This is a genomic window from Streptomyces sp. CNH287 (assembly GCF_000424825.1).
The window spans coordinates 232,474-255,650 of record NZ_AUKQ01000005.1; the positions used below are offsets into that span (position 1 = coordinate 232,474).

Below are 23,177 nucleotides of genomic sequence, written 5' to 3' on the forward strand. Positions count from 1 at the left end.
AAACATGAGCGAGGAACTCACCCTGGCCAAACCGGGCGGCGACATGCCGGCCGCCGGCGAGCCGCTGATGCAGGTCGAGGGGCTGACGAAGCACTTCCCGATCAAAGGCGGCTTCCCGATCAAGCGGACCGTCGGTGCGGTGCAGGCGGTCGACGGCGTCGATCTCACCGTGCACGCGGGCGAGAGCTTCGGCCTCGTCGGCGAGTCGGGCTGCGGCAAGTCCACCACCGGGCGGCTGCTGACCCGGCTGTTGCAGCCGACCAGCGGCCGGATCACCTACCGCGGGCACGACATCACGCACGCCAAGCGGAAGCAGATGGCACCGATCCGCTCCGAGATCCAGATGATCTTCCAGGACCCGTACTCGTCGCTCAACCCGCGGCAGACCGTCGGGTCGATCGTCGGCGGGCCGATGGAGGTCAACGGCATCAACCCGCCCGGCGGGAGGGAGAGCAAGGTCCGCGAGCTGCTGGAGACGGTCGGTCTCAACCCCGAGCACTACAACCGCTTTCCGCACGAGTTCTCGGGCGGACAGCGGCAGCGCATCGGAGTGGCGCGGGCGCTCGCGCTGGAGCCCAAGCTGATCGTCGCGGACGAGCCGGTCTCCGCGCTGGACGTCTCCATCCAGGCCCAGGTCGTCAACCTGCTCCAGAAGGTGCAGCGCGAGATGGGGATCGCCTTCCTCTTCATCGCGCACGACCTGGCCATCGTGCGGCACTTCTCGCAGCGCGTCGCGGTGATGTACCTGGGCAAGATCGTGGAGGTCGGAGACCGGGAGGACATCTACACCCGCCCGCGCCACCCGTACACCCACGCGCTGCTCTCCGCGGTGCCGGAGGCGTCCCTGGACGAGGACGTGGAGAACAACAGCGGCCGGGAGCGCATCCGGCTTGCCGGTGACGTGCCCTCGCCGGTCAACCCGCCCTCGGGCTGCCGCTTCCGCACCCGCTGCTGGAAGGCGCAGGACAAGTGCGCCACGGACGTGCCGCCGCTGGTCCAGATCGAGGGCAACGCCGCCGGGCACCTCACGGCCTGCCACTTCCCGGAGGAGGGCACCATAGAGGACAAGGGCAAGGACATCGTCCTGGACGAGGCGCTCGCCTCGCTGGAGGGGAAGCACGTCACCGAGGCTCCGGTGGCCAAGAAGGCGGCGCAGCGCGACAGCGACTGACGCGGCACCGCGACACCCCGGGGACGCGCACCGCGTCCCGGTCCGGGCGCCGGTGCGGCAGCGACGCTGCCGCACCGGCGCCCGTCGGTGTGTACGGGGCCGCCGGGCCGGGGCTCAGGCCCGGTCGTCGGCCGGCATGCCCAGCGACCGCTTCAGGAAGGCCACCTGGAGCAGCAGCAGGTTCTCCGCGACCTCCTCCTGCGGGGTCATGTGCGTCACGCCGGACAGCGGCAGCACCTCGTGCGGGCGGCCCTCCGCCAGCAGGGCGGAGGAGAGCCGGAGGCTGTGGGCGACGGCGACGTTGTCGTCGGCCAGCCCGTGGATGATCATCAGCGGGCGGTGCTGCGGCGCGGCGCCGGACAGGCCCTCGTCGGTGATCAGCGAGTTCGCCGCGTACACCGCCGGGTTCTCCTGCGGGGTGCCCAGGTAGCGCTCCTGGTAGTGCGTGTCGTACATCCGCAGGTCGGTGACCGGGGCGCCGGCGACGCCCGCGTGGTAGACGTCCGGGCGGCGCAGCACGGCCAGCGCGGCGAGGTAGCCGCCGTAGGACCAGCCGCGGATGCCGACCCGGCCGAGGTCCAGCGGATGGGTTGCGGCGAGCGCGTGCAGGGCGTCGGTCTGGTCGGTGAGGTTGACCCCGGCCAGGTCGCGCGAGATCGCCTTCTCCCAGGCGGGGGAGTAGCCGGGGGTGCCCCGCCCGTCCGCGACCACCACGGCGAAGCCCTGGTCGGCGAACCACTGCGAGATCAGGTGCGGGTTGTGCGCCGCCACCACCCGCTGGCCGTGCGGCCCGCCGTACGGGTCCATCAGCACCGGCAGCCTTCCGTCGCCCTCCCGGTAGCCGTGGGGCAGCAGCACGGCCGCCGGGATCCTCCGCTCGCCCACGTGCAGCAGGCGGGGCGCCGCGGTGAGCACCGGCCGCTCGGCGTACGAGGCCACCGTGCCCCGGGCCTCGGTACGCCCGTCCGCCAGCAGGCGCAGCACGTTCACGACGGAACCGGGCCGCTCCGTGGTGGCCGTGGTCAGGACGACGGTGTCCGCGCCGCGCACCGCCGAGGCGGCGTGCGGGGCCGGGGCGGTGGCGAGCCGCTCCCAGCCGCCCTTGTCGCCGCTTCCGCGGAACGCCGCGCGGTAGACGCCGATGTCGCCCGCGTTCGCGTCGGCACGGCCCGACTCGCCGCCGGGGGAGGCCGAGAAGAGGATGTCCTCGTCGCCGATGTCCAGCACCGCGCGCACGTGCAGGGCGGCCGAGGTGAGCGGGCGGTCCCCGGCCATCAGGACCCGGGCGCCGCCCTCGTCCTCGATCCGGACCAGCCGCCCGTCGGGTGTCCAGGCGGGGACTCCGGCGAAGAGTTCGAGCCATACTGGATCATCTTCGGCGTGCAGCGGCGAGGTGGCCCCGGTGGCGGTGTCGACGGTGAGGCAGAGCTGGCTGCGCTGGTCCCGCGCCTGTACGAGCACCAGCGGCGGTCCGAAGGAGGACCAGTGCACGCGCGCCAGGTACGGGTAGCGGGCGCGGTCCCAGGTGACCTCGGTGCGCTGCTCCCCGTCGGCGTCGACCAGGTGGAGGGTGACCTCGGCGTTCGCGGTGCCCGTCGCCGGGTAGGCGGTCTCGGCCGGCTCGCGGTCGGGGTTGGCGGGGTCGGAGATCCACCAGCGGGTCACCGGGGCGTCGTCGGCGCGGGCGACCAGCAGGCGGTCGCTGTCCGGGGACCACCAGTAGCCGCGGGAGCGGCCCATCTCCTCGGCGGCGATGAACTCGGCCAGCCCGTAGGTGACCGTGCCCGACTCGGGGCCCGCCAGGACGCGGTCGCCGCTTCCGTCGGCCTCGATCGTCCGCAGCGCGCCGCCCGCGACGTAGGCGACGCGGCGGCCGTCCGGGGAGGGGCGGGGGTCCACGACCGGCCCGGCGGCGGGAAGTTCGCGGGCCGTGCCCGCCCGGAGTTCGGCGGTGAACAGCCGTCCGGAGAGGGCGAACGCGGCCAGCTCGACCGCCGTGTCAGTGGCATAGGCGACGATTCCCGCCGAGCCCTCGCGGCTGCGCTCCCGCCGGGCGCGCTCCTCCGGCGGCAACTCCTCGGCCCGGCCGCCGAGCAGCGCGCCCGGCTCGGCGGCGGCGAACTCCCGGCCGCCGGACAGCTCGCGCACCCACAGGGCGTGCGACCGGTCGCCGCCGTCGCCCGAGCGCAGGAAGGCGACGCGCTCCCCGTCGGGGGCCACGGTGAAGGCGCGCGGGGCGCCCAGGGTGAAGCGGTTCGTGCGCGCGTACTGCCGCGGGAAGGTCTCAGGCATGGTGCCGAGCGTAGAGCGTCCCCGTACGCGGCGGACCTGCCCGTGACTGGCTTGAATCGAATATGCGCCCCTCATCTGCACCAGTGCTCCGAACCATGTCGTCGTACGGATAGTTATGATCCGTTGCGGATGGTGGGTCCCGGGGTATGACTCTTCCGGATACCTGTTCGTTCCAACCGCTTTCCCACCGCGTGGACTTGGAGGTGAACCGCCGTGGCGCTCTCGATTTCGGCGGTGGTGCTGCTCGCAGTCATCGTCTACCTGCTCATCAAGAAGTCGGGGCTCAAGGGCGGACACGCCCTGGCCTGCACGCTGTTGGGCTTCTACCTCGCCAGTTCGACCGCCGCGCCGACGATCACCGATGTGACGACGAACGTGGCCCGGCTGATCGGCGACATCCAGTTCTGACGACGAGCCGTCCCCGGGCGTCGTAGGCTCGGGGCATGACCGAAGCACCCGACCGCCGTCTGCTGCTGGTGCACGCGCACCCTGACGACGAGTCGATCAACAACGGCGCCACGATGGCCAAGTACGCGGCCGAGGGCGCCCTCGTCACGTTGGTGACCTGCACGCTGGGCGAGGAAGGCGAGGTGATCCCCCCGGAGCTGGCGCATCTGGCACCGGACCGGGAGGACACCCTCGGCGCGTACCGCGTCGGTGAGCTGGCCGCCGCGATGCGGGAGCTGGGCGTCACCGACCACCGCTTCCTGGGCGGCCCCGGCCGCTACCGGGACTCCGGCATGATGGGAGCGGAGCAGAACGCCCGCGAGGACTGCTTCTGGCGGGCTCCGCTCGACGAGGCCGCGTGGCACCTGGCGGAGGTGATCCGCGAGGTCCGCCCGCAGGTACTGGTGACGTACGACCCCGATGGCGGCTACGGCCACCCCGACCACATCCAGGCCCACCGCGTCGCGATGCGCGGGGCCGAACTCGCGGCGGCGGACGGCCGGCCCGAGCTGGGCGTGCCGCACACCGTCTCCCGGATCTACTGGAACTGCGTGCAGCGCTCCGCGATAGAGGCCGGTTTCGCCCGGCTCAGAGCGGCGGGCCGCGAGATCCCCTTCCCCGGCATCGCCGGACCGGACGACGTGCCGGGCGTGGTGGACGACGCGGAGGTCGCCGTGGTGATCCAGGGCGGCGAGCGGTACTCCGCCGCCAAGAGCGCGGCCATGCGCGCGCACGCGACCCAGATCGCCGTGGACGGTCCCTTCTTCGCTCTTTCGAACGACCTGGGGCAGCCTCTCTTCGGCGCCGAGCACTACCGCCTGGCGGGCTCACCCGCACCGGCCGGAGGCCCGGCCGACGACCTGTTCGCCGGGGTAATCCCGTGAGCGGCATGCCGGGCGGGCCGCTGAGCCGGCCGGTGAGCGGCGCCCGCGTCGCGGCGTACGGGGGGCTGGCCGTGCTCGGTCTGCTGACCGGCGCGGCGGGCGCGCTGGTGCAGGCGGGCTGGTCGGCGGGGGGAGTGCTGCTCGCCCTCGCGGGGGCGGCGGGGCTCTTCTGGGGCGGCGGTCAGTTGACCCGTACGAAGCTCGGGGCCGTCGCCCCGGCGGCGGGATGGGTGGTGGCGGTGGTGCTGCTCACCATGCCGCGGGCGGAGGGCGATTTCGTCTTCGGTACCGGAATCGGGTCCTATGTCTTCCTGTTCGGCGGGATGCTGCTGGCTGTGATGTGTGCCACCATCACGCTGCCCGCGGTGCCGGTGCCAGCGGTTCGGCGGCCGGACAAGGGTCGCTGACACCTGCTCTGATGTGGTGATTCAGTGGTGCCGGGGTCAGTGTCAGCGGCCCCAAGTATGGTGGTGCGCGCCGGCGAGCCGCTTTCGGACAACATGACGGCGGCGAATCCAACCGGGAGAACCTGTTTTGAGCCGTGAAACCGACAGTTCGTCCTCCGGGCCCCACGGGCGCGGCGGTCCCGCCCCCGCGCCGGGATCGGAGCCGTACGGCTCCGCCTCCGGGCCGGGCGAGCAGGCCGACCGCAGCGCCCCGGGACCGGACCCCGCCGCGGGCGCGCGTGCGGACGAACCGAAGACAGAGACCACGCTGACGACCCGTATCCGGATCAACATCCCCGGTTCACGGCCGATTCCGCCCGTGGTGATGCGGACACCGGTGGCGGACGGCGCCGACTCCCCCCGGGTGCCCGGTGCCGCCGCGAGCGCCGCCGAGGCGGAGGCCGCGGTACCGGCGGCCCGCCGGGCGGCGAGCGGCGTGCCCGCCGCCACCGGGAGCGGCGCGCAGACGGCCTCGATGGCCGCCGACGGCGGCGGAGCGGGCGGTCCCGGCGGTGGTGCCGGGGGTGCCGGCGGCTCGGGAGCCCCCGGAGGCTCCGGAGGCGAGAGCACCCAGAGCACCAGCGACTGGTTCGCGCCGCGCAGGGCACCGAAGCAGGAGTCCGGCGGACCGGGCGGGTCCGGTGAGAGCCCGCCGCCCGCCGTGCCGCCGCCGGGCCCGCCCGGCGCGCCCTCGCCCGGGGACCGCCCGTACTTCGCGGACTCGCCCTCCGACAGCGAGGCGCAGGAGCACCCGGCGACGCCGCCCGACGGTTTCCCGGTGCTCGGCGGCGACCAGCCGGCGCCGGGCGGAGCCGCGGGTGACGCGCAGCGCAGCGCGATCACCGAACTGGCCGAGCTGATGGGCGATGCGGGGCGCGCCCCGGCGCCGGGAGCCGGTCCGGCGGTTCCGCCGCCGCCCACCGGCCCGACGAGCGGCCCGGCGCACGGCGACATGCCGCTGTCGCCGCCCCCACCGCCTCCGTCGGCACCACCCGTGGCGCCGGGCACGGGCGCGCCCGGCGACCTCGCCGCGGGTCCCCTGGCCGGAGCGGAGCCCGCCGCCAGCTCCACGCTCGGACTGGGCACCGGGCCGTCCGCCTTCTCCGGCATGACGCAGCCCGGCGCGTCCCTGTCGTACGACGGGGACGGGGCGGGTGCGCCGGGCGGCGACCGGATCGCCAGCGACACGCTGATCAGCGGCATCCCCCGGCTGCCCTCGGCCGAGGGCGGTTTCCCCGGCCCGGCTCCCGGCGTGCCGTCGGCCGACGACGCCCCGGAGCAGCCGGAGACGCGCAGCAGCGGTGGCCGGCCCGCCTCCAAGGGCCGCTCCAAGCTGGTGCTCGTCGGCGCGAGCCTGATCGGCATCCTGGGCGTCGCCTACGGCGCCGGGCTGCTCCTCGACCACGCCGACGTCCCCAAGGGCACCACGGTGCTGGGCGTCGACATCGGCGGCAAGGAGAAGCAGGAGGCGGTCGACACGCTGAACGCCGCGCTCGGGAACCGCGGGACCGATGCGCTCACCGTCGTCGCCGACGGTAAGAAGATCGAGCTGAAGCCGAGCGTGGCGGGTCTGACCATAGACACCGACGCGACCGTCCGCGAGGTGGCCGGGCGGGACTACAACCCCGTCTCCGTCATCGGCTCGCTGCTCGGCGGCAGCCGGGAAGCGGAAGCCGCGCTCGAGGTCGATCACGAGAAGCTCCAGGCGGCACTCTCCGAGATCTCCGCCGGTGCGGGCTCGGGCGGCTCGGGCGCGCCCAAGGACGGCATGGTCACGTTCGAGGGCGGCAAGGCCGTCGCGGTGCCCGGCAAGCCGTTCAAGGGCGTCAGTGTCGCCAAGGCGTCGGAGGTGGTCGAGGCCGCCTACCGGGAGCGTGCCGTCAGTGGGAAGAACACCCCCGTCACGCTGCCCGTCAGCAACCAGCAGCCGAAGATCGGCAAGGGGGAACTCGACCGCGCGGTCGGCGGGTTCGGCAAGACGGCCATGTCGGGCTGGGTCTGGCTCCAGGCGGGTGATGTGGAGGTGCCGTTCAGTCAGGAGACGATGGGCGAGTTCCTCACTATGAAGCCCGGCGGAAGCAGCCTCCAACCGGTCATCGACACGGAGAAGCTCGCGGAGACCTACGGCACGGCGTTCGACGGCGTCGTCGTCGAGGCGGGCACCGGGACGGTCGAGATGACGCCCAAGCACGCGGCGGCGGCGATGATCCAGGCGCTCAAGAAGCCGGCGCCCGCGGAGCCGGGGAAGCGTACGGCAGTGGTCGACGGCGCGCGCAGCCAGTAGGGCCTGTCTGACAGTTCCCGCCGGGCCCGGCTCGCCCGGCACGCTGCGCCCCTCCTCCCGGCCACGCCGGGGCGGGGGGCGCTACGCGTGGCGCCCGCGCTGGACGTCCGCGCACCGGGAGCCGTTGGCGGGAGCGAGCCGCGACAGCGGCAGCCAGGGGGTTGCCTCCGGTCCGGGGCGGTGCCGCCCCTGCGGCCTGCGTCAGTTGAGCCGGGCGCGGGCCGCGCGGGCCTGGCGGCGTACGGTGTCCGCCGCGTTGGGCTCCATCGCGGCGATCACCTCCGCGTACTCCTCCAGCCCCTGCGCGCCGCCCACGAAGTCGCCGCGCTCGACCAGCAGTTGCGACCGCTCCAGCCGGAGCCGCATCGGGTGATGGGGCAGCAGCAGGGAGAGGTCGAGGGCCCACAGCTGGACGGCGGTGTGCTCCGGCCGTGCCGCCGCCCAGGCCCGGATGTTGTTCAGGACGCGCAGCACGGTCTCCAGCGGGTCGGCGGGCTGGAGCATCGCGTGCGAGACCGGCCTGCTCGCCCCGGTCGCCGCCGTGACCAGCAGTTCCAGCTCGCCTTCGGTGAGCAGCCGACCGCCGGCGAACGGGTCGGCCAGCACGTGCTCGCCCGCCGGGTCGCCGAAGCCGACGACGAAGTGGCCCGGCAGCGCGACCCCGTACACGGGCGCACCGGCCCGCCGTGCCACCTCCATCCAGACCACCGAGAGCAGGATCGGCAGCCCGCGCCGCCGGATCAGCACGGCCTGGAGCAGGGACGACTCCAGCCGCTGGTAGTCGGTGCCGGTGCCGTGGAAGCCGTACCTCTCGCCGAGCAGCCCCCGCAGCGCCTCCGCCCAGGCGCGCGGGTCGCGGGTGCCGCGCAACTGCGCGGGGAGTTCTCCGGCCAGCCGGTCGAGTTCGATCTGCGAGGTGTCGACGGCCGCGTCGATCAGGAAGTCGGGTACCGGCCCCGCGTCCGGGTCTGCCTCCGGTGCGGACCGCGCCGCCGCTCCCGCGGGCGGGCCGGAACGCGGGTCGGCCGCGGCCTCCGTGCCGATCAGCAGGCACAGCAGGGCCAGGTCCGGCCGCTCCTCGGCCGCCGCCCTGCGGAATCTCTGCCTGCTCTCCCAGCTGCCTGTCGTCATGCGGCGCTCCCCGTCGCGGTCGTCCCTCCGCGGGAGCGCTCGGCTCCCGCGCGTGCGTCATCACCGGCTGCCCGCGCCCGGGCGGTGGGCTGTGCTCAGCTCTGCGGTGCTCAGCTCTGCGGTGCCCGGCGGTAGTGGTAGAGGTGGTGGACGGTGAAGCCGAGGGCGTCGTACAGCGCACCCGCCGCGGCGTTGTCCCCGTGGACCTGGAGGTAGCCCGCCGAGGCGCCCTCCGCCAGCGCACGGCGGGCCAGCTCGGCCATCACGGCGCGCGCCAGGCCCTGCCGACGGCAGTCCGGGGCCACCTCCACCGCCGCGAATCCGGCCCAGCGGCCGTCCACCACGCAGCGGCCGATCGCGGCGGGCGGGCGGTCCTCGCCGCCGTCCGCCGCCGCACCGGGGTAGGGCACGGTCGCGAACCACACGGAGGGGCCGCCGCGCAGCACCCGTGTCGCGGTGCTGTGCGCCGCGCTGTCCGCCGCGCTCACGGTGCCGTCCGCGGCGCCCGCCGTGCTCGCGCGGTTGTAGCGGCGCAGCCACCGCGCGTCCGGCTCCCGGTGCAGCCGCACCCGGCCGTCCGGCTCCCGGTCGGCGAGCGGGGCCAGCGCTCCGACGCGCAGCTGGGTGGAGCGTTCCGCGGGCCAGCCGTGCGCGTCGAGCGCGGCGACGAGCCCGGGGTCCGTACGGGCGGCGGACGCGTCCGCGACGGGCCCCAGGAGGACCTGGACGCGCGCGTGCAGGCCGCGTACGGCGTACCAGCGGACGATCTCGCGCAGCGCCGCGTCGGGCTCCAGCCCGGAGTCGCCCCACGGCAGAACGGAGTTGCCGCGCGCGGTGAACCCGTCCCGCAGGGGGCGTGGCGGTGCTTCCGCTTCGTACGGGACGACTGGGCTGGCCCGCAGCGTCCACTCGCCGAGGCGTTCCGTTTCCAGCGCGGGCCAGCCCCGTGCGGCGATCTGCTGCAACTCGGACACCGAGGCGGCCGGGGCGCCGTGCCGCCGGGCGGGCGGCGGGGGCACGGTCTTGCCCGCCACGACGGCGGACTCCTGGAGCGCGACACTCTCACCGGTGCGCCGAGTGATCTTCAACACACCATCTGTCCAGGATGTGAGCACCCCGACCGTGTCGGTGAAGGTGGCCTCCGGCTCATCCGGACCGGTCAAAGACCTCACCGAGACGCGTTTCCCCACATCGGCCGCACTGATGCGGACCTCGAGTTGTCCGCTAATGGTGAATTCCACGTCAGGAATCGCCCCTCCTGTTCGTCTCGGCTCCGGGAACGGAGATACTAGATGCGGGCATCGACGACGCCGCGCTCCCGCGCGCCCTCGGCGGAGCCGTACTCGGTCCGCCGGCCCTATCGAGGAGGAACGACAGCGTGACCTACGTCATCGCGGAGCCTTGTGTCGACCTTAAGGACAAGGCCTGCATCGAGGAGTGCCCCGTCGACTGTATCTACGAGGGCCAGCGGTCCTTGTACATCCATCCGGACGAGTGCGTCGACTGCGGCGCCTGCGAGCCGGTGTGCCCGGTCGAGGCGATCTTCTATGAGGATGACACTCCGGAGGAGTGGAAGGACTACTACAAGGCGAACGTCGAGTTCTTCGACGAACTCGGTTCGCCCGGCGGTGCTTCCAAACTCGGCATGATCGAGCGGGACCACCCGGTGATCTCCGCGCTTCCGCCGCAGGAGCACGACGAGTGAGTCGCCGGGACCTGCTGTGAGGTCCGCCGGCCCGGTGCCCGCATAGCACCGGTGCCGTCCCCGGTCCCGTGCGGCGCGGTGTGTCCGCGCCGCACGGGACCGAGGTGTTGTACGAGAGAGAGTGAGCCGTCGCCGTGACCTCGTCCCCGCCCGTGTCGCCGTCCCCGCCGCGCACCGCGTCCGCCCGGCTCCCGGTGTTCCCCTGGGACCGGCTGGAGCCCTTCAAGGCGACGGCCGCGGCGCACCCCGACGGCATCGTGGACCTGTCGGTGGGCACGCCCGTCGACCCGGTGCCCGAGCCGGTCCGGGAGGCGCTGTCGGCCGCGGCCGACAGCCCGGGCTACCCCACGGTGTGGGGCACCGCCGCGCTGCGCGACGCGATCGTCGGCTGGTGCGCGCGCAGGCTCGGCGCCCGTGACCTCACCCACTCCCACGTGCTGCCCGTGGTCGGCTCCAAGGAGCTGGTGGCCTGGCTGCCGACGCAGCTCGGCCTCGGTCCCGGCGACCGGGTGGCGTACCCGAGGCTGGCGTACCCGACCTACGAGGTCGGCGCGCGGCTGGCCCGTGCCGAGCCCGTCGCCTACGACGGCGTCGGCGAGCTGGACCCGTCGGGGCTGCGGCTGCTGTGGCTCAACTCGCCGTCCAACCCGACCGGCCGGGTGCTCTCCAAGGAGGCCCTGCGCGAGGCGGTGGCCTGGGCGCGGGAGCACGGCGTGCTGGTGTTCAGCGACGAGTGCTACCTCGAACTGGGCTGGGACGCCGAGCCGGTGTCCGTGCTGCACCCCGAGGTGTGCGGCGGTTCGTACGAGGGGATCGTCGCCGTCCACTCGCTCTCCAAGCGCTCCAACCTGGCCGGATACCGCTCGGCTTTCGCGGTCGGTGACGCGGCGGTGCTGGGTGACCTGCTCCAGATCCGCAAGCACGGCGGGATGATGGTGCCCGCCCCGGTGCAGGCGGCCACGATCGCGGCCCTGGGCGACGACGCCCATGTGGCGAGCCAGCGCGAGCGGTACGCCGCCCGGCGCGCGGCGCTGCGGGGTGCGCTGGAGGCGACGGGCTTCCGGATCGAGCACAGCGAGGCGTCGCTCTACCTGTGGGCGACGCGTGACGAGCCGTGCTGGGAGACCGTGCGTGCCCTGTCCGAGCGGGGTGTCCTGGTGGCGCCCGGCGACTTCTACGGCCCGGCGGGCGGGCGCTTCGTGCGGGTCGCCTTCACGGCGACGGACGAGCGGGTGGCAGCCGCCGTGCGGCGGCTGACGGCCTGACGCCCGACCCGGCACCGGGCCGCGCGCTGTCCGGCCCGCACGGGTGCGGGCCGGAGCCCCGCGCACCGGATGACCGGCTGCGGAGCCCCGGCCCGCGGGCCGGTGGCCGTGGGGCTCAGCGGAGCCCGGCACCGTTCGCCGGCAGGCCGCCCATCATCGGGTTCTGGCCCTGGGCGCCGTGCGCGGCGTGCCCGGGGAGAGCGCTGCCGCCCTGCGGGCCCAGCTCGCCCGCCTTGGCCGCGGTGTCCGCGACGGTGCCCCGGACGTCCGCGCCGTCCACGTTGGACACCCCCAGATCGGGCCCCTGCGGGGAGGGGGCGGCGCTCGCCGCACCGGCCGCACCGACGACGGAGGCGGCGCCCGCCGCGGTCAGCAGGGCGACTCGGGCGATCCGGCGGGTGAGGGGGAGAGACATAGTGCTCCTTCGGCGGAGGGGGGATGCTGCTTCGGAAGGTCGGCCCCGTGCGGGCTGCCGTGCCCGCTCGGAACGCACTGCCTATCGGCTCGGCCGCGCCGAAGGTTGCGGGCCGTTCCGGTAAAGGATGGGCAATGCGTCGCATTATCTGTTTCGGGGGAACGGGCGCTCCGGCCCGGCCCCGGGCGGCGGGGGAAGCGCCACAGCCCGGTCGCGGCAACGGTCCGGCGCGGCCGGGAGCCCCCGCGAAGCCGCGTGACCGCAGCCGGCGCGGGCGCGTCGCGCTCCCTCCGACGAGTGGGCGCCCGGACGGCTGAGCGAGCGGACTGAGACCCTCCTCAGGGAGCCGTCGCCAGCCGCAGGACGACGGCGGAGCCGTCCGAGGGCGACTCGTCCGAGGTATGCCAGCCCTCCTCGGAACGGTCCGCGCTCCACACCTGGTCCCCGTAGGAGATGCGCGCGATGCGCAGGTCGGCCGCGTGTGCCACGGCCCAGTGCGCCAGCTCCCAGCCGCGCTGTCCGCCGTCGGCCGGGATCGACAGGTCCTCGGTGGGGGGCTTGCTCCGCCCGCCCGCCGGAGCGGTGCCCGCACCGGCGAGCACCTCGTCGCCGAACTCCCGCCGCAGCTTCTCCCGCACCTCCGCGGGATCGCCCGCCCGGTCGACGCCGCCGGGCCCGGTCGTGCAGTTGAGGGCGGCGGCCCGGCGGCCGGTGAGCGCCGAGGTGAGGAGCGCCGCGTTCGTCTCGTGCTTGGCGTACGCCTGCGGGAAGCCGCTGAGCTGCACCTTCTGCGCCGCCACGGTCAGCGGCAGCCGCGAGTACCCGGGAACCTTCACCAGACCGTCGTAGAACTTCCCCGCCGAGTAGACCGGATCGAGGATCTGCTTCTGCGTACCCCAGCCCTGCGAGGGCCGCTGCTGGAAGAGGCCGAGCGAGTCGCGGTCGCCGTAGCTGATGTTGCGCAGCCCGGACTCCTGCATCGCGGTCGCCAGCGCTATCGTCACCGCGCGCTCCGGCAGTCGCCGGGAGGAGGCGACCGCCTCGATGGTCGCCGCGTTCGCCGCCTGCGCGGGATGCACCTTGTACTCGACGGTCTTCTCGCCGTCGCCGCCCTCGGGGGCGCGCACGGTGCAGCGGGCCGGACCGGCACCGCCCATGACGTACTGCGTCGCCACGTACCCGGCGATGCCGAGCAGTACGACGAACGCGGCGAGGACGCGCAGACCCCGGCCGCGCCGCTTCGGGGAGGGGGAGGAGGACGCTGGCACGCGCACCAAGGTACCGGTGCCCGGACGTAGAGTGGCAGCCATGCCTCCCACCGGACTTGACCTGCGACAGAACGCAGCTCTGCTCAGCGCACAGCTGGTCGACTTCCCCTCGGAGAGCGGCAGCGAGAAGCCGCTCGCCGACGCGGTCGAGGCGGCGCTGCGCCCGCTGCCCCACCTGACCGTCGACCGGTACGGGAACAACGTGGTGGCCCGTACGCACCTGGGCCGCCCGGAGCGCGTGATCCTGGCGGGCCACATCGACACGGTGCCCATCGCGGACAACGTGCCCTCCCGGCTGGACGACGACGGGGTGCTGTGGGGCTGCGGCACGGTGGACATGAAGTCCGGGGTCGCCGTGCAGCTGCGCATCGCCGCGACGGTGCCCGAGCCCCGGCGCGACCTGACCTTCGTCTTCTACGACAACGAGGAGGTCGCCGCGCATCTCAACGGCCTCGGCCGGGTTGCCCAGGCGCACCCGGACTGGCTGGCAGGCGACTTCGCGGTCCTGCTGGAGCCGTCCGCGGGGAACGTCGAGGGGGGCTGCCAGGGCACCCTGCGCGTCCACCTGCGCACCTCCGGGCAGCGCGCGCACTCCGCGCGCAGCTGGCGCGGCTCGAACGCCATCCACGCCGCCCAGCCGGTGCTGGAGCGGCTGGCCCGGTACGAGCCGCGGCGCGTGCTGATCGACGGGCTGGAGTACCGCGAAGGGCTGAATGCCGTGCGCATCGAGGGCGGGGTCGCGGGGAACGTCATCCCGGACGCGTGCACGGTGACGGTCAACTACCGCTACGCGCCCGACCGCGACGAGCAGCAGGCCCTGGCCCACGTACGCGAGGTCTTCGCCGGCTGCGGGGCCGAGGACCTCACGGTGGACGACAGCTCCCCCGGCGCCCTGCCCGGTCTCTCGCACCCGGCGGCGGCGGCCTTCGTCGCGGCGGTGGGCGGGGAGCCGCGGCCGAAGTTCGGCTGGACGGACGTCTCCCGGTTCAGCGCGCTGGGCGTCCCCGCCGTCAACTACGGGCCCGGTGACCCCAACCTCGCGCACAAGCGGGACGAGCGGGTCGAGACGGCGCAGGTGCTGCGCTGCGAGGAGGTCCTGCGGGCGTGGCTGACGGGCTGAGCGGCGACGGGCCGCCCTCGGCCGCCGCGGGCTCGCGCGCCGGGTGCGCGTAGCCGGGAATTGCCTTGTCCGTCACCTGCGCCTGCGTACTGTGGGGCGGAACAGTGAAGGCGGAGGGAGCGCACGTCATGGGCGGACCGGAGCAGCGGCGGGAGCCGAGGGAGCAGCGTCTCGGGCCGGTGGTACGCCGCCGGGGGCAGGTGCAGACCGAGACGACCGACCAGCGGCTGCTGGACACGACGGGTCCGTCCGACTTCATCCACAAGGACCCCTGGCGGGTCATGCGCATCCAGTCGGAGTTCGTCGAGGGCTTCGGCGCGCTCGCCGAGCTCGGCCCGGCCGTGAGCGTCTTCGGGTCGGCCCGCACGCCGGTGGACTCGCCGGAGTACGCGGCGGGCGTGGAGGTCGGGCGCGGGCTGGTGGAGGCCGGTTTCGCGGTGATCACCGGCGGCGGGCCCGGGGCGATGGAGGCCGCCAACAAGGGGGCGCTGGAGGCGGGCGGCACCTCGGTCGGGCTCGGCATCGAGCTGCCGTTCGAGCAGGGGCTCAACCCGTACGTCGACATCGGGGTCAACTTCCGGTACTTCTTCGTGCGCAAGACGATGTTCGTCAAGTACGCGCGGGGCTTCGTCGTGCTGCCTGGCGGCATGGGCACGCTGGACGAGCTGTTCGAGGCGCTGACCCTGGTCCAGACGAAGAAGGTGACCCGCTTCCCGATCGTCCTCTTCGGCACCGCGTACTGGCAGGGCCTGGTCGACTGGCTGCGCGCCTCCGTGGTCGGCACGGGCAAGGCGTCGGACTACGACCTGGAGCTCTTCCACGTCACGGACGACGTGTCGGAGGCGGTGGCCCTGGTCACCAAGGAGGCGGGCTGACCCGGCCGGGCCGGCCGGGTCGCAGCGCGCGCCCCGCGCGTCAGGCCAGCCCGCGCCGGGCGACCGCGGGGGGACGGTGGCCCGCCAGGGAGGCCACCATGTCGAGCACCTGCCGGGTCTCGGCGACCTCGTGCACGCGGTAGACCCGGGCGCCGAGCCACGCGGAGACCGCGGTCGTCGCGAGCGTCCCGGTCAGCCGCTCCTTCACGGGCTTGTCCAGCGTCTCGCCGACGAAGTCCTTGTTGGACAGCGAGACCAGGACCGGCCAGCCTGTGGCCGTCATCTCGCCCAGCCTGCGGGTGGCCTCCAGGGAGTGCCGGGTCGACTTCCCGAAGTCGTGCCCCGGATCGATCATGATGCCGTCCGGCCGCACGCCGAGCGACACCGCGCGTTCGGCCAGCCCGAGCGTGACCCGCAGGATGTCGGCCATCACGTCGCCGCCCTCGTACGCCACCCGGTGCGGCCTGGTGCGCGGCCGCGCGCCGCCCGCGTGCGTGCAGACGAGCCCCGCGCCGTGGCGGGCCGCGACCTCGGCGAGCCGGGGATCGACGCCGCCCCAGGCGTCGTTGAGCACGTCCGCGCCCTCCGCGCAGACGGCCTCGCCCACTTCGTGCCGCCAGGTGTCGACGCTGATCACCACCTCCGGGAAGCGCTCCCGCACCCGCGCGACGAAGCCGGCCGTGCGCCGTACCTCCTCCGCGACGCTGACCTCCTCTCCCGGGCCCGCCTTCACCCCGCCGATATCGATGATGGCGGCGCCCTCGGACACCGCCTGCTCGACCCGGGCGAGCGCCGGCTCCTCCTGGTAGGTCGCACCGCGGTCGTAGAAGGAATCCGGTGTCCGGTTCACGATCGCCATGATCACCGGCTCGTTCTCGCCGAACTCCTGTGTACCCAGGCGAAGCATCTCGCCGTCCCTCCGGTCTCCTCGCCCACCGTGCGGTCAGCGCGCCATGGCCCCAGCACAGGCCCCTGCCGACCCTACTCACTCACCTGGCTGTCAGTGCGCCGTGGCACGATCGGGGACCATGGGCAGCCGTAAGCAGTCGGACGGACCTTCGGGGAGTTGACCGTGTTCTGGTTCTTGCTGATCTCGTTGGTCGTGGTGGTCGCCGCGGTCACGCTCGCGGTCGTGGGCAGCGGTGACGGACTCGGCTATCCGCAGGTCGCCACCGGCGGCCTCACCGACGTACCGCCGGACCGGCTGACGGAGCGGCCCTCGGTGCACCGGCCGCTGGTCCGGTCCGACGTGGACACGCTGCGGCTGCCGATGGCCGCGCGCGGCTACCGCATGCGCGAGGTGGACGACGTGCTCGACCGGCTCGGCGCCGAGCTGGCCGAACGCGACGCCCGCATCGCCGAGTTGGAATCGGCCCTGGCCGGCGCGCAGGCCGCCGCGATGGGCCGGCCGGACCTCTACAAGGACGCGGAGCCCCGCCATGACGACCACTGACCCGGCACCGGCGACCGTCCCGGCGGGCGCCGCGCTGCCCGGTGAGGACGGGCGGCTGCGCTGCCCGTGGGGCCTCTCCGCGCCGGACTACGTCGCGTACCACGACACGGAGTGGGGCCGCCCGGTGCACGGGGACGACGCGCTCTACGAGCGGCTGTGTCTGGAGGCGTTCCAGTCCGGCCTGTCCTGGCTGACGATCCTGCGCCGCCGGGAGGGCTTCCGCGCCGCCTTCGCCGGCTTCCGCATCGCCGAGGTGGCCGCCTTCACCGAGGCCGACGAGGCCCGGCTGCTGGCTGATACAGGCATCATCCGCAACCGCGCCAAGATCAGCGCCACCGTCGCGAACGCCCGGGTCGCCGCGGAGCTGGGGGCGGGCGAGCTGGACGCGCTGATCTGGTCGCACGCGCCGGAGAGCGACGGCCGCGCCGTGCCGCGTACGGTCCACGACGTCCCGGCGATCACACCGGAGTCCACGGCGCTCTCGAAGGACCTGAAGAAGCGGGGCTTCCGCTTCGTGGGGCCCACGACGGCGTACGCGCTGATGCAGGCGTGCGGCCTGGTCGACGACCACCTGGCCGACTGCTGGGCACGCGGCGCGGCTCAGCGTCCGGTGTAGCGGGGTTGCTCCTTCTTCACGAACGCCTCCACCGCGATCGCGTGATCCGCGGAGGAACCCGCCCGCACCTGAAGTTCCGCCTCCTTCTCCAGCGTCTCCGCGAGGGAGTGCGAGGCGCCGAAGGCGACCGACTCCTTGATCGCGGCGTACGCGGCCGTCGGCCCGGCCGCGAGCCTGCGGGCCACCTCGGCCGCCTCGGACGCCAGCTCCGCCGCGGGCACCACCTTGTTGACGAGGCCCAGTTCCAGCGCCTCCGGCGCCTTGATGCTGCGCGGGAAGAGCAGCAGTTCCGTCGCCCGCCCGGGGCCCACCAGGCGCGGGAGCGACCAGGACACGCCCGAGTCGGCGGTGAGCGCGATCCCCGCGAACGCCGTGTTGAACGCCGCGCTCTCGGCGGCGATCCGGTAGTCCGCCGCGAAGGCGAAGCCCGCGCCGGCACCCGCCGCCGGGCCGTTGACCGCGGCCACGACCGGCTTGGGCATTCCGGCGATGGCGAGCGTGATCGGGTTGTAGTGGTCCGTCACGGTGGTCAGCGCACTGCCGCCGCGCTCGCGCAGGGCGCCGATGTGCTGCTTGAGATCCTGGCCGACGCAGAAGGCGCGGCCGTGCGCCGCCAGCAGCACGGCCCGTACCGCCGGATCGGTGCCCGCCTGCCGCAGGGTGTCCCGCAGCGCCTCCTTGAGTTCCTCGTCGAGCGCGTTCATCGCGTCCGGGCGGTTGAGGGTGATCGTCGCGAGCCCCTCGGTGACGTCGTAGAGCAAGGTGTCGGCCATGCGCCCCAGCATGGCCCACCTCGGCGGGCCCGGATAGACGACTCCGGGGCCACCGCTCCGCCCAGCTGTGTGACCTGCGTCAAACCCGATGGCATACGCCTACGGCAGAAAGCGGCGCGGTATCACGCCTTGATCGCCGAAATGGGTGGTTTTGTGAAAGGGCGTTGCAGAAGGGATGCCGAACGCTGTTGGTCATCGGGTCGTGAGATGCGGGATAATGACGGGGAAGCAAAGTGTTCGACGCCGGTGACACGCGCCTCTTCGGGGCCGTCGGCTGATGATGAGCTGGTTTCAGGAAGGGGAACGAGCATGGCGGCCATGAAGCCGCGGACGGGCGACGGCCCGCTCGAGGTGACCAAGGAGGGGCGGGGCATCGTCATGCGCGTTCCGCTCGAAGGCGGTGGGCGACTCGTCGTCGAGCTGACCCCGGACGAGGCGGTAGCGCTCGGCGAAGAGCTGAAGAAGGTCTGCGGCTGACCCTGCGGCTGACACAGTCATCATCGGGCTGCCCCGGAGGCGTCGCGTACGCCCCGGGGCACCGTTGTCTCCAGAAGGACGTACGGGCCCCCTCGTGGGGCCCGTACGCAGCTGTGGGGCCCGGAGGCGACGGCTTCCCGGGCCGGGGTGTCCGCGGCGCTCTCAGCGCCCGCGCTTGACCGCGCAGAGCAGCCCGTCGCCCACGGGCAGCAGCGAGGGCATCAGCGCCGCGCTCTCGCGTACCGTGCGCAGCAGCTCGCGCAGCTTGAGCACCTCCGCGCGCTGGGTGGCCGAGTCGACGGTGCCGCCGCCCGCGAAGACACCCTCGAAGCAGACGAGCCCGCCGGTGCGCAGCAGACGCAACGATTCACCGAGGTATTTCGGGTACTCGCGCCGGTCGGCGTCGCAGAAGAGGAGGTCGTAGCCGCCGTCCGCCAGCCTGGGCAGGACGTCGAGCGCGCGGCCGGGGATGAAACGCGCGCGGTTCCCGGCGAAGCCCGCACCGCGGAACGCCTGCCGGGCGAACTGCTGGCGCTCGGGCTCGATGTCGACGGTGGTCAACACGCCGTCCGGCCGCATGCCGTGCAGCAGGTGGATGCCGGAGACACCGGTGCCGGTGCCGATCTCGGCCACCGCCTTGGCGTCGGCCGTGGCGGCCAGCAGCCGCAACGCGGCTCCCGTACCGGACGACACCGGCGACACGCCCGCCTCCCTGGCCCGTTCCCGGGCCCAGCGCAGGGCGGCGCTCTCAGCGTTCTCGACGAGTCCGGCGCCGTACGCATCGGCGAACGCCCAGCTCGTGTGCTGGTTGCCGGTAATGGCCCTCTCCTGTCCCCGTAGTCGACGCAACCGAGACTGTATCCGCTGCCCCGGGAACCTGGTGATGGGACCGGGCGTTGGGGGGAGTGGAATGGTGGACGGGAAGCGTCGGACCAGAAGCAGTCGAGAGCATTGACCAAATGCAGGTCAAAATTGCTTATCCGGAGCTAACGGGCGAGGTGGCTATGGTAGGGGTTCCACTGGACACCACCAGAGCCGACAGGGGAGGTGCGGCTGCGGCCGGTGGCCGGGGAGTGCTCAGGCGCTTTCGTCGGCCGGCGGGCGAGCCGAAATCCGTGACCAACAATGCTGACCACGTCCACACTGCCGACTCCGCGACGACAGCCACCTTTGACACTGATGCGGATGCCCAGTCCTGGACGCCTCCCACCTGGGAGGAGATCGTCAGCACGCACAGTGCGCGGGTGTACCGGCTGGCTTATCGCCTGACCGGCAACCAGCACGACGCCGAGGATCTCACGCAAGAGGTCTTCGTCCGGGTCTTCCGTTCCCTCTCGACTTACACGCCGGGGACATTCGAGGGCTGGCTCCACCGCATCACCACCAATCTCTTCCTGGACACCGTGCGCCGGAAGCAGCGCATCCGATTCGACGCGCTCGCCGACGACGCCGCGGAGCGGCTGCCCAGCCGCGAGCCCACCCCGCAGCAGCACTTCAACGACACGCATTTCGACGCCGATGTGCAGCACGCGCTCGACACGCTGGCCCCGGAGTTCCGGGCCGCGGTCGTGCTCTGCGACATCGAGGGCCTGTCGTACGAGGAGATCGCCGCGACGCTGGGCGTCAAGCTCGGTACGGTGCGCAGCCGGATTCACCGTGGCCGCTCGCACCTGCGCAAGGCGCTCCGGCACCGCTCGCCCGCGGCGCGGGCCGAGCAGCAGCGCGCGCTGAGCGCTGCCGTTCCTGGCGGTCTGGCTGGGGAGGTCGGGGCCGGGTGACCAGTGCGGACAAGGGGCTCACGCCCGCGGAGCAGCATCTCGGAGACCGGCTCGCGGCGCTGGTCGACGGCGAGCTGGGCCATGACGCGCGCGAGCGGGTCCTCTCGCACCTGGCGACGTGCTGGAGCTGCAAGGCCGAGGCCGACGCCCAGCGCCAGCTGAAGAACGTCTTCGCGGACACCGCCCCCCCGCCCCCCTCGGACGGCCTGCTCGCCCGGCTGCAGGGCCTGCCCGCCTTCAGCGACCCCGGTGACGCGTCAGGCCCCGGAACGGGCCTCGACGCCGGCGGCGACCTGGGCGGACCAGGAGAGGCCGGGCGGTCCCGCGGCTTCGGCGGCCGGGCCGGGCGTTCCCCGCTCTCCTTCGACTACCTGCCCGCCGGGCGCGGCGTCAGCGCGCTGATGCCCGAGCGCGGCTTCCGCATACACCGGGTGGCCGAGGCCGAGCGTGCACCTTCGCGCAGCCGCCGGATCGCCTTCGTCGCGGCGGGCGCGGTCTCGCTGGCGGCCCTCGCCCTCGGCGGCGCCCTCAGTTCCGGCACGGCCGGGGGGGCCCCGGTCGCCGGTGGTGAGCGAGGCGGCGCCTCGGCCGTCCCGGCGCGTACGGCGTCGCCCTCGTCGACCACTCCTTCCACCGGCGCGGCGGACCGCGACGGCAGGCGCCGTGCCCCCACCGAGCCCGCCGGCAGGCGGGCGGGCACCCCCGCCCCGGCCCCGGCCGCCTCGCTGCGCACGCAGATGCTGGCGGGCATGCCCGTGCCCACCCGGGTGCATCCGCTGCTGGGCGGGTCCGCGTTCACACCTTCGCTGATACGGCCGCCGTCGGCGCAGTCGCGTGCGCTCTCCGCGGAGAAGCGGATGCCGATCGGCGCTGTTCCCGGGCGTACCCCCGTCGCGGCGACCCCGAGTCCCGCCCCCTCCGCAGCGGCGGTCACGCCGGGACCGTGACCGGTCGCCTCGTTGGGCCGAGTCCTGTGGGACCTGGTTGAATCCCTCTGCCAGGCGCGGAGAACGATGGGGAGAGCATGGACGAGGGGAAGGCCAGCGGGCCGAAGCCGAAATGGTGGAGCCGCCCGCGCAGAGCCTCCGGCCAGCAGCTGCCCGATGACCAGGGCGCCGCGGACGGAGCATCCGCGGAGGCGGCAGCAGGCGCTGCGGCGGGTGAGGACGACACCGGCGGCGCCGCGGACACCGGGCGCGTGGCCGCAGAGCCCGCGTCGGCGGAGCCTCCGGCCGAGGAGCAGTCGGCCGCGCAGCCGCTGCACGCCGAGGACCCGTACCGCACGCCCCCCTACGGCGGGCCCGGCCCCTGGGCCCCGGCACCGCCCGTACAGCTTCCGGGCGCGACTCCGGCGCACGGCACGCCCACGCATGGCACTCCGACCCATGGCACCCCGGCGCACGGCACCCCCACCCACGGCTCGCCGGTCCCCGGCACCCCGCCGCACGGGGTCCCCACCGCCGGGCAGGGCGGCAGCCCCGCGCAGCCCCACCCGCACGCGGTCCACCACCCGCACCCCAACACCCCCCAGGCGCAGCCCGGCTGGCTGCGCTACGACCCGTGGGCGGCCCGCCCGCTGCCCGCGCCGCCCCCGCCCGCGCGGCGCGGCCGGGGCCGGCTGGTCGCCGGGGCGATCGTGCTGGCGCTGCTCTCGGGCGGTGTCGGCGGAGCCGTCGGCGTCTACGCCGAGCGGCACGGCGGCTTCGACGAGATCCAGCTCTCGCAGGCCCCGGCGGAGAAGACCAGCCGCCGCGCGCCCGGCAGTGTGCCGGGGATCGCCGCGCGCGTGCTGCCCGGCGTGGTCACCATCCACGTGCGCGGCGGTGGCGGCGAGGGCACCGGGACGGGCTTCGTGCTCAGCGACGAGGGCTACATCCTCACCAACAACCATGTGGTCGAGCCCGCGGGGACGGGCGGCACCGTGCAGGTCACCTTCCACGGCGGCGAGACCACCGAGGCCGAGGTGGTGGGCCGGGACGGCGGGTACGACCTGGCGGTGGTCAAGGTCGAGGGCGTGTCCGGGCTCGACCCGCTGCCCCTGGGCAACTCGGACTCCGTGCGGGTGGGTGACCCGGTGATCGCCGTCGGGGCGCCCTTCGGTCTGGAGGGGACGGTCACCACCGGCATCATCAGCGCCACGGAGCGGCCGATCGCGGCGGGCGGCGAGGGCGGCGCCAGTGACGTCAGCTACGTCGACGCCCTCCAGACGGACGCGTCGGTCAACCCCGGCAACTCCGGCGGCCCGCTGCTGGACGCGAAGGGGCGGGTCGTCGGCATCAACAGCGCGATCAAGGCCGGGGAGGAGGGCACCGGGCTGCCCTCGGAGAGCCAGGGCGGCAGCATCGGCCTCGGCTTCGCCATCCCGGTGAACCAGGCGAAGCAGGTCGCCGAGGAGCTGATCAACACCGGCAAGGCCACCCACCCGGTGATCGGCGTCCGGCTCGACACCGGTTTCACGGGCTCCGGCGCCCGGGTCGCGGGTGGTGGCGGTGGCGGCCAGGACGAGGCGGTCATTCCCGACGGCCCGGGGGACAAGGCGGGCATCCGCGCGGGGGACGTGATCACCGAGGTGGACGGCGAGCGGGTGCGCAGCGGTGAGGAGCTGATCGTCAAGATCCGGCGGCACCGCCCCGGCGAGGAGCTGACACTGTCGCTGACCCGGGACGGCAAGAAGAAGAAGGTCACGCTGGAGCTGGGCACGGCGAGCGGTGAATGACCGTGCTGAGCGGGGCCGGAGCCCGGGGCGTACGGGTCTCGCGTTCTCCGTACCGGACACG

At 73.9% G+C, this 23,177-nt stretch carries 23 protein-coding genes; 15 read left to right on the top strand and 8 right to left on the bottom strand.

Annotated elements, in window-relative coordinates; all coding sequences use genetic code 11:
• Positions 1–4: 4 nt before the first annotated feature.
• On the top strand, positions 5–1,171 hold the full coding sequence (locus H299_RS0107395; protein ID WP_027747898.1) for a dipeptide ABC transporter ATP-binding protein: 1,167 nt from the start codon (positions 5–7) through the stop codon (positions 1,169–1,171).
• Between the two features lie 114 nt (positions 1,172–1,285).
• On the opposite strand, the gene H299_RS0107400 is transcribed toward H299_RS0107395, so the two are convergent.
• Positions 1,286–3,463: a prolyl oligopeptidase family serine peptidase gene (locus H299_RS0107400; RefSeq protein WP_027747899.1), complete on the bottom strand. Its 2,178-nt coding sequence runs from the start codon at positions 3,461–3,463 to the stop codon at positions 1,286–1,288.
• Between the two features lie 213 nt (positions 3,464–3,676).
• On the opposite strand from H299_RS0107400, the gene H299_RS0107405 reads away from it, so the two are divergent.
• From H299_RS0107405 to H299_RS0107420, 4 genes are all read left to right on the top strand, one after another.
• A complete protein-coding gene (locus H299_RS0107405; RefSeq protein ID WP_027747900.1) occupies positions 3,677–3,871 on the top strand; it encodes a hypothetical protein in 195 nt (64 codons plus the stop codon).
• A gap of 35 nt (positions 3,872–3,906) precedes the next feature.
• Positions 3,907–4,794 (top strand): N-acetyl-1-D-myo-inositol-2-amino-2-deoxy-alpha-D-glucopyranoside deacetylase, encoded by an 888-nt coding sequence (gene mshB / locus H299_RS0107410; RefSeq protein WP_027747901.1) that lies wholly within the window; start codon positions 3,907–3,909, stop codon positions 4,792–4,794.
• Between the two features lie 5 nt (positions 4,795–4,799).
• Positions 4,800–5,201, top strand: a complete 402-nt coding sequence (locus tag H299_RS32700; protein WP_037758264.1) for a DUF6113 family protein — start codon at positions 4,800–4,802, stop codon at positions 5,199–5,201.
• A 127-nt stretch (positions 5,202–5,328) separates the two neighbouring features.
• On the top strand, positions 5,329–7,524 hold the full coding sequence (locus H299_RS0107420; RefSeq protein WP_027747902.1) for a hypothetical protein: 2,196 nt from the start codon (positions 5,329–5,331) through the stop codon (positions 7,522–7,524).
• 201 nt (positions 7,525–7,725) lie between these two features.
• Here the strand turns inward: H299_RS0107420 and H299_RS0107425 are convergent, their stop codons facing one another.
• Positions 7,726–8,655: a transglutaminase-like domain-containing protein gene (locus H299_RS0107425; RefSeq protein ID WP_027747903.1), complete on the bottom strand. Its 930-nt coding sequence runs from the start codon at positions 8,653–8,655 to the stop codon at positions 7,726–7,728.
• 110 nt (positions 8,656–8,765) lie between these two features.
• The gene (locus tag H299_RS0107430; RefSeq protein WP_027747904.1) at positions 8,766–9,896 is read right to left on the bottom strand and encodes a GNAT family N-acetyltransferase; all 1,131 of its coding nucleotides are present in this window, start codon (positions 9,894–9,896) and stop codon (positions 8,766–8,768) included.
• 137 nt (positions 9,897–10,033) lie between these two features.
• Between H299_RS0107430 and fdxA the strand changes: the two genes are divergently transcribed.
• Together fdxA and dapC are read left to right on the top strand one after the other, a co-directional pair.
• Positions 10,034–10,360, top strand: a complete 327-nt coding sequence (gene fdxA, locus H299_RS0107435) for a ferredoxin (protein WP_027747905.1) — start codon at positions 10,034–10,036, stop codon at positions 10,358–10,360.
• Positions 10,361–10,494: 134 nt separating this feature from the next.
• Positions 10,495–11,625 carry a succinyldiaminopimelate transaminase gene (dapC, locus tag H299_RS0107440; protein WP_486587180.1) on the top strand — a complete coding sequence of 377 codons (1,131 nt, stop codon included), beginning with the start codon at positions 10,495–10,497 and terminating at the stop codon, positions 11,623–11,625.
• A 115-nt stretch (positions 11,626–11,740) separates the two neighbouring features.
• Here dapC and H299_RS37445 read toward each other — a convergent pair whose 3' ends face one another.
• Positions 11,741–12,040 carry an ATP-binding protein gene (locus H299_RS37445; protein ID WP_486587181.1) on the bottom strand — a complete coding sequence of 100 codons (300 nt, stop codon included), beginning with the start codon at positions 12,038–12,040 and terminating at the stop codon, positions 11,741–11,743.
• 338 nt (positions 12,041–12,378) lie between these two features.
• Positions 12,379–13,350 carry a VldE C-terminal domain-containing protein gene (locus H299_RS0107450; protein WP_051262208.1) on the bottom strand — a complete coding sequence of 324 codons (972 nt, stop codon included), beginning with the start codon at positions 13,348–13,350 and terminating at the stop codon, positions 12,379–12,381.
• Here H299_RS0107450 and dapE point away from each other — a divergent pair.
• Positions 13,349–14,428, top strand: a complete 1,080-nt coding sequence (gene dapE / locus H299_RS0107455; protein WP_027747908.1) for a succinyl-diaminopimelate desuccinylase — start codon at positions 13,349–13,351, stop codon at positions 14,426–14,428. The genes H299_RS0107450 and dapE overlap by 2 nt on opposite strands.
• 128 nt (positions 14,429–14,556) lie before the next feature.
• Complete coding sequence (locus H299_RS0107460) at positions 14,557–15,303, top strand: LOG family protein (RefSeq protein ID WP_027747909.1); 747 nt, start codon at positions 14,557–14,559, stop codon at positions 15,301–15,303.
• A 40-nt stretch (positions 15,304–15,343) separates the two neighbouring features.
• Here the strand turns inward: H299_RS0107460 and folP are convergent, their stop codons facing one another.
• Positions 15,344–16,210: a dihydropteroate synthase gene (folP, locus tag H299_RS0107465; RefSeq protein ID WP_027747910.1), complete on the bottom strand. Its 867-nt coding sequence runs from the start codon at positions 16,208–16,210 to the stop codon at positions 15,344–15,346.
• A gap of 165 nt (positions 16,211–16,375) precedes the next feature.
• Here folP and H299_RS32710 point away from each other — a divergent pair, with 165 nt between their 5' ends.
• On the top strand, positions 16,376–16,756 hold the full coding sequence (locus H299_RS32710; protein ID WP_037758109.1) for a DivIVA domain-containing protein: 381 nt from the start codon (positions 16,376–16,378) through the stop codon (positions 16,754–16,756).
• Positions 16,743–17,372, top strand: coding sequence for a DNA-3-methyladenine glycosylase I (locus H299_RS0107475; protein ID WP_027747911.1), 630 nt, complete (start codon positions 16,743–16,745; stop codon positions 17,370–17,372). Before H299_RS32710 ends, H299_RS0107475 begins: the two co-directional genes overlap by 14 nt.
• On the opposite strand, the gene H299_RS0107480 is transcribed toward H299_RS0107475, so the two are convergent.
• The gene (locus tag H299_RS0107480; protein WP_027747912.1) at positions 17,357–18,145 is read right to left on the bottom strand and encodes an enoyl-CoA hydratase-related protein; all 789 of its coding nucleotides are present in this window, start codon (positions 18,143–18,145) and stop codon (positions 17,357–17,359) included. The two genes, H299_RS0107475 and H299_RS0107480, sit on opposite strands and share 16 nt — an antisense overlap.
• A gap of 309 nt (positions 18,146–18,454) precedes the next feature.
• Between H299_RS0107480 and H299_RS38110 the strand changes: the two genes are divergently transcribed.
• The gene (locus tag H299_RS38110; protein ID WP_106965600.1) at positions 18,455–18,622 is read left to right on the top strand and encodes a DUF3117 domain-containing protein; all 168 of its coding nucleotides are present in this window, start codon (positions 18,455–18,457) and stop codon (positions 18,620–18,622) included.
• A 162-nt stretch (positions 18,623–18,784) separates the two neighbouring features.
• On the opposite strand, the gene H299_RS0107490 is transcribed toward H299_RS38110, so the two are convergent.
• Positions 18,785–19,471, bottom strand: a complete 687-nt coding sequence (locus tag H299_RS0107490) for an O-methyltransferase (protein WP_078512539.1) — start codon at positions 19,469–19,471, stop codon at positions 18,785–18,787.
• 155 nt (positions 19,472–19,626) lie between these two features.
• Between H299_RS0107490 and sigE the strand changes: the two genes are divergently transcribed.
• The 3 genes from sigE (at position 19,627) to H299_RS0107505 (ending at position 23,116) form a co-directional block, all read left to right on the top strand.
• Entirely contained in the window at positions 19,627–20,400 is a 774-nt protein-coding gene (gene sigE, locus H299_RS32715) for an RNA polymerase sigma factor SigE (RefSeq protein WP_199782416.1), read from the top strand.
• The gene (locus tag H299_RS0107500) at positions 20,397–21,347 is read left to right on the top strand and encodes a zf-HC2 domain-containing protein (RefSeq protein ID WP_027747915.1); all 951 of its coding nucleotides are present in this window, start codon (positions 20,397–20,399) and stop codon (positions 21,345–21,347) included. Before sigE ends, H299_RS0107500 begins: the two co-directional genes overlap by 4 nt.
• Before the next feature lie 77 nt (positions 21,348–21,424).
• Complete coding sequence (locus H299_RS0107505; protein WP_027747916.1) at positions 21,425–23,116, top strand: trypsin-like peptidase domain-containing protein; 1,692 nt, start codon at positions 21,425–21,427, stop codon at positions 23,114–23,116.
• The last annotated feature ends 61 nt before the right edge of the window (positions 23,117–23,177 follow it).

Excerpts from the sequence above, each read along its gene's own strand:
- H299_RS0107395 (WP_027747898.1), top strand. The coding sequence starts at position 5 with ATGAGCGAGGAACTCACCCTGGCCAAACCGGGCGGCGACATGCCGGCC.
- H299_RS0107400 (WP_027747899.1), bottom strand. The coding sequence starts at position 3,463 with ATGCCTGAGACCTTCCCGCGGCAGTACGCGCGCACGAACCGCTTCACC.
- mshB (WP_027747901.1), top strand. The coding sequence starts at position 3,907 with ATGACCGAAGCACCCGACCGCCGTCTGCTGCTGGTGCACGCGCACCCT.
- H299_RS32700 (WP_037758264.1), top strand. The coding sequence starts at position 4,800 with ATGCCGGGCGGGCCGCTGAGCCGGCCGGTGAGCGGCGCCCGCGTCGCG.
- H299_RS0107425 (WP_027747903.1), bottom strand. The coding sequence starts at position 8,655 with ATGACGACAGGCAGCTGGGAGAGCAGGCAGAGATTCCGCAGGGCGGCG.
- H299_RS37445 (WP_486587181.1), bottom strand. The coding sequence starts at position 12,040 with ATGTCTCTCCCCCTCACCCGCCGGATCGCCCGAGTCGCCCTGCTGACC.
- dapE (WP_027747908.1), top strand. The coding sequence starts at position 13,349 with ATGCCTCCCACCGGACTTGACCTGCGACAGAACGCAGCTCTGCTCAGC.
- H299_RS0107450 (WP_051262208.1), bottom strand. The coding sequence starts at position 13,350 with ATGGCTGCCACTCTACGTCCGGGCACCGGTACCTTGGTGCGCGTGCCA.
- H299_RS0107460 (WP_027747909.1), top strand. The coding sequence starts at position 14,557 with ATGGGCGGACCGGAGCAGCGGCGGGAGCCGAGGGAGCAGCGTCTCGGG.
- folP (WP_027747910.1), bottom strand. The coding sequence starts at position 16,210 with ATGCTTCGCCTGGGTACACAGGAGTTCGGCGAGAACGAGCCGGTGATC.
- H299_RS0107475 (WP_027747911.1), top strand. The coding sequence starts at position 16,743 with ATGACGACCACTGACCCGGCACCGGCGACCGTCCCGGCGGGCGCCGCG.
- H299_RS0107480 (WP_027747912.1), bottom strand. The coding sequence starts at position 18,145 with ATGGCCGACACCTTGCTCTACGACGTCACCGAGGGGCTCGCGACGATC.
- H299_RS38110 (WP_106965600.1), top strand. The coding sequence starts at position 18,455 with ATGGCGGCCATGAAGCCGCGGACGGGCGACGGCCCGCTCGAGGTGACC.
- sigE (WP_199782416.1), top strand. The coding sequence starts at position 19,627 with ATGGTAGGGGTTCCACTGGACACCACCAGAGCCGACAGGGGAGGTGCG.
- H299_RS0107505 (WP_027747916.1), top strand. The coding sequence starts at position 21,425 with ATGGACGAGGGGAAGGCCAGCGGGCCGAAGCCGAAATGGTGGAGCCGC.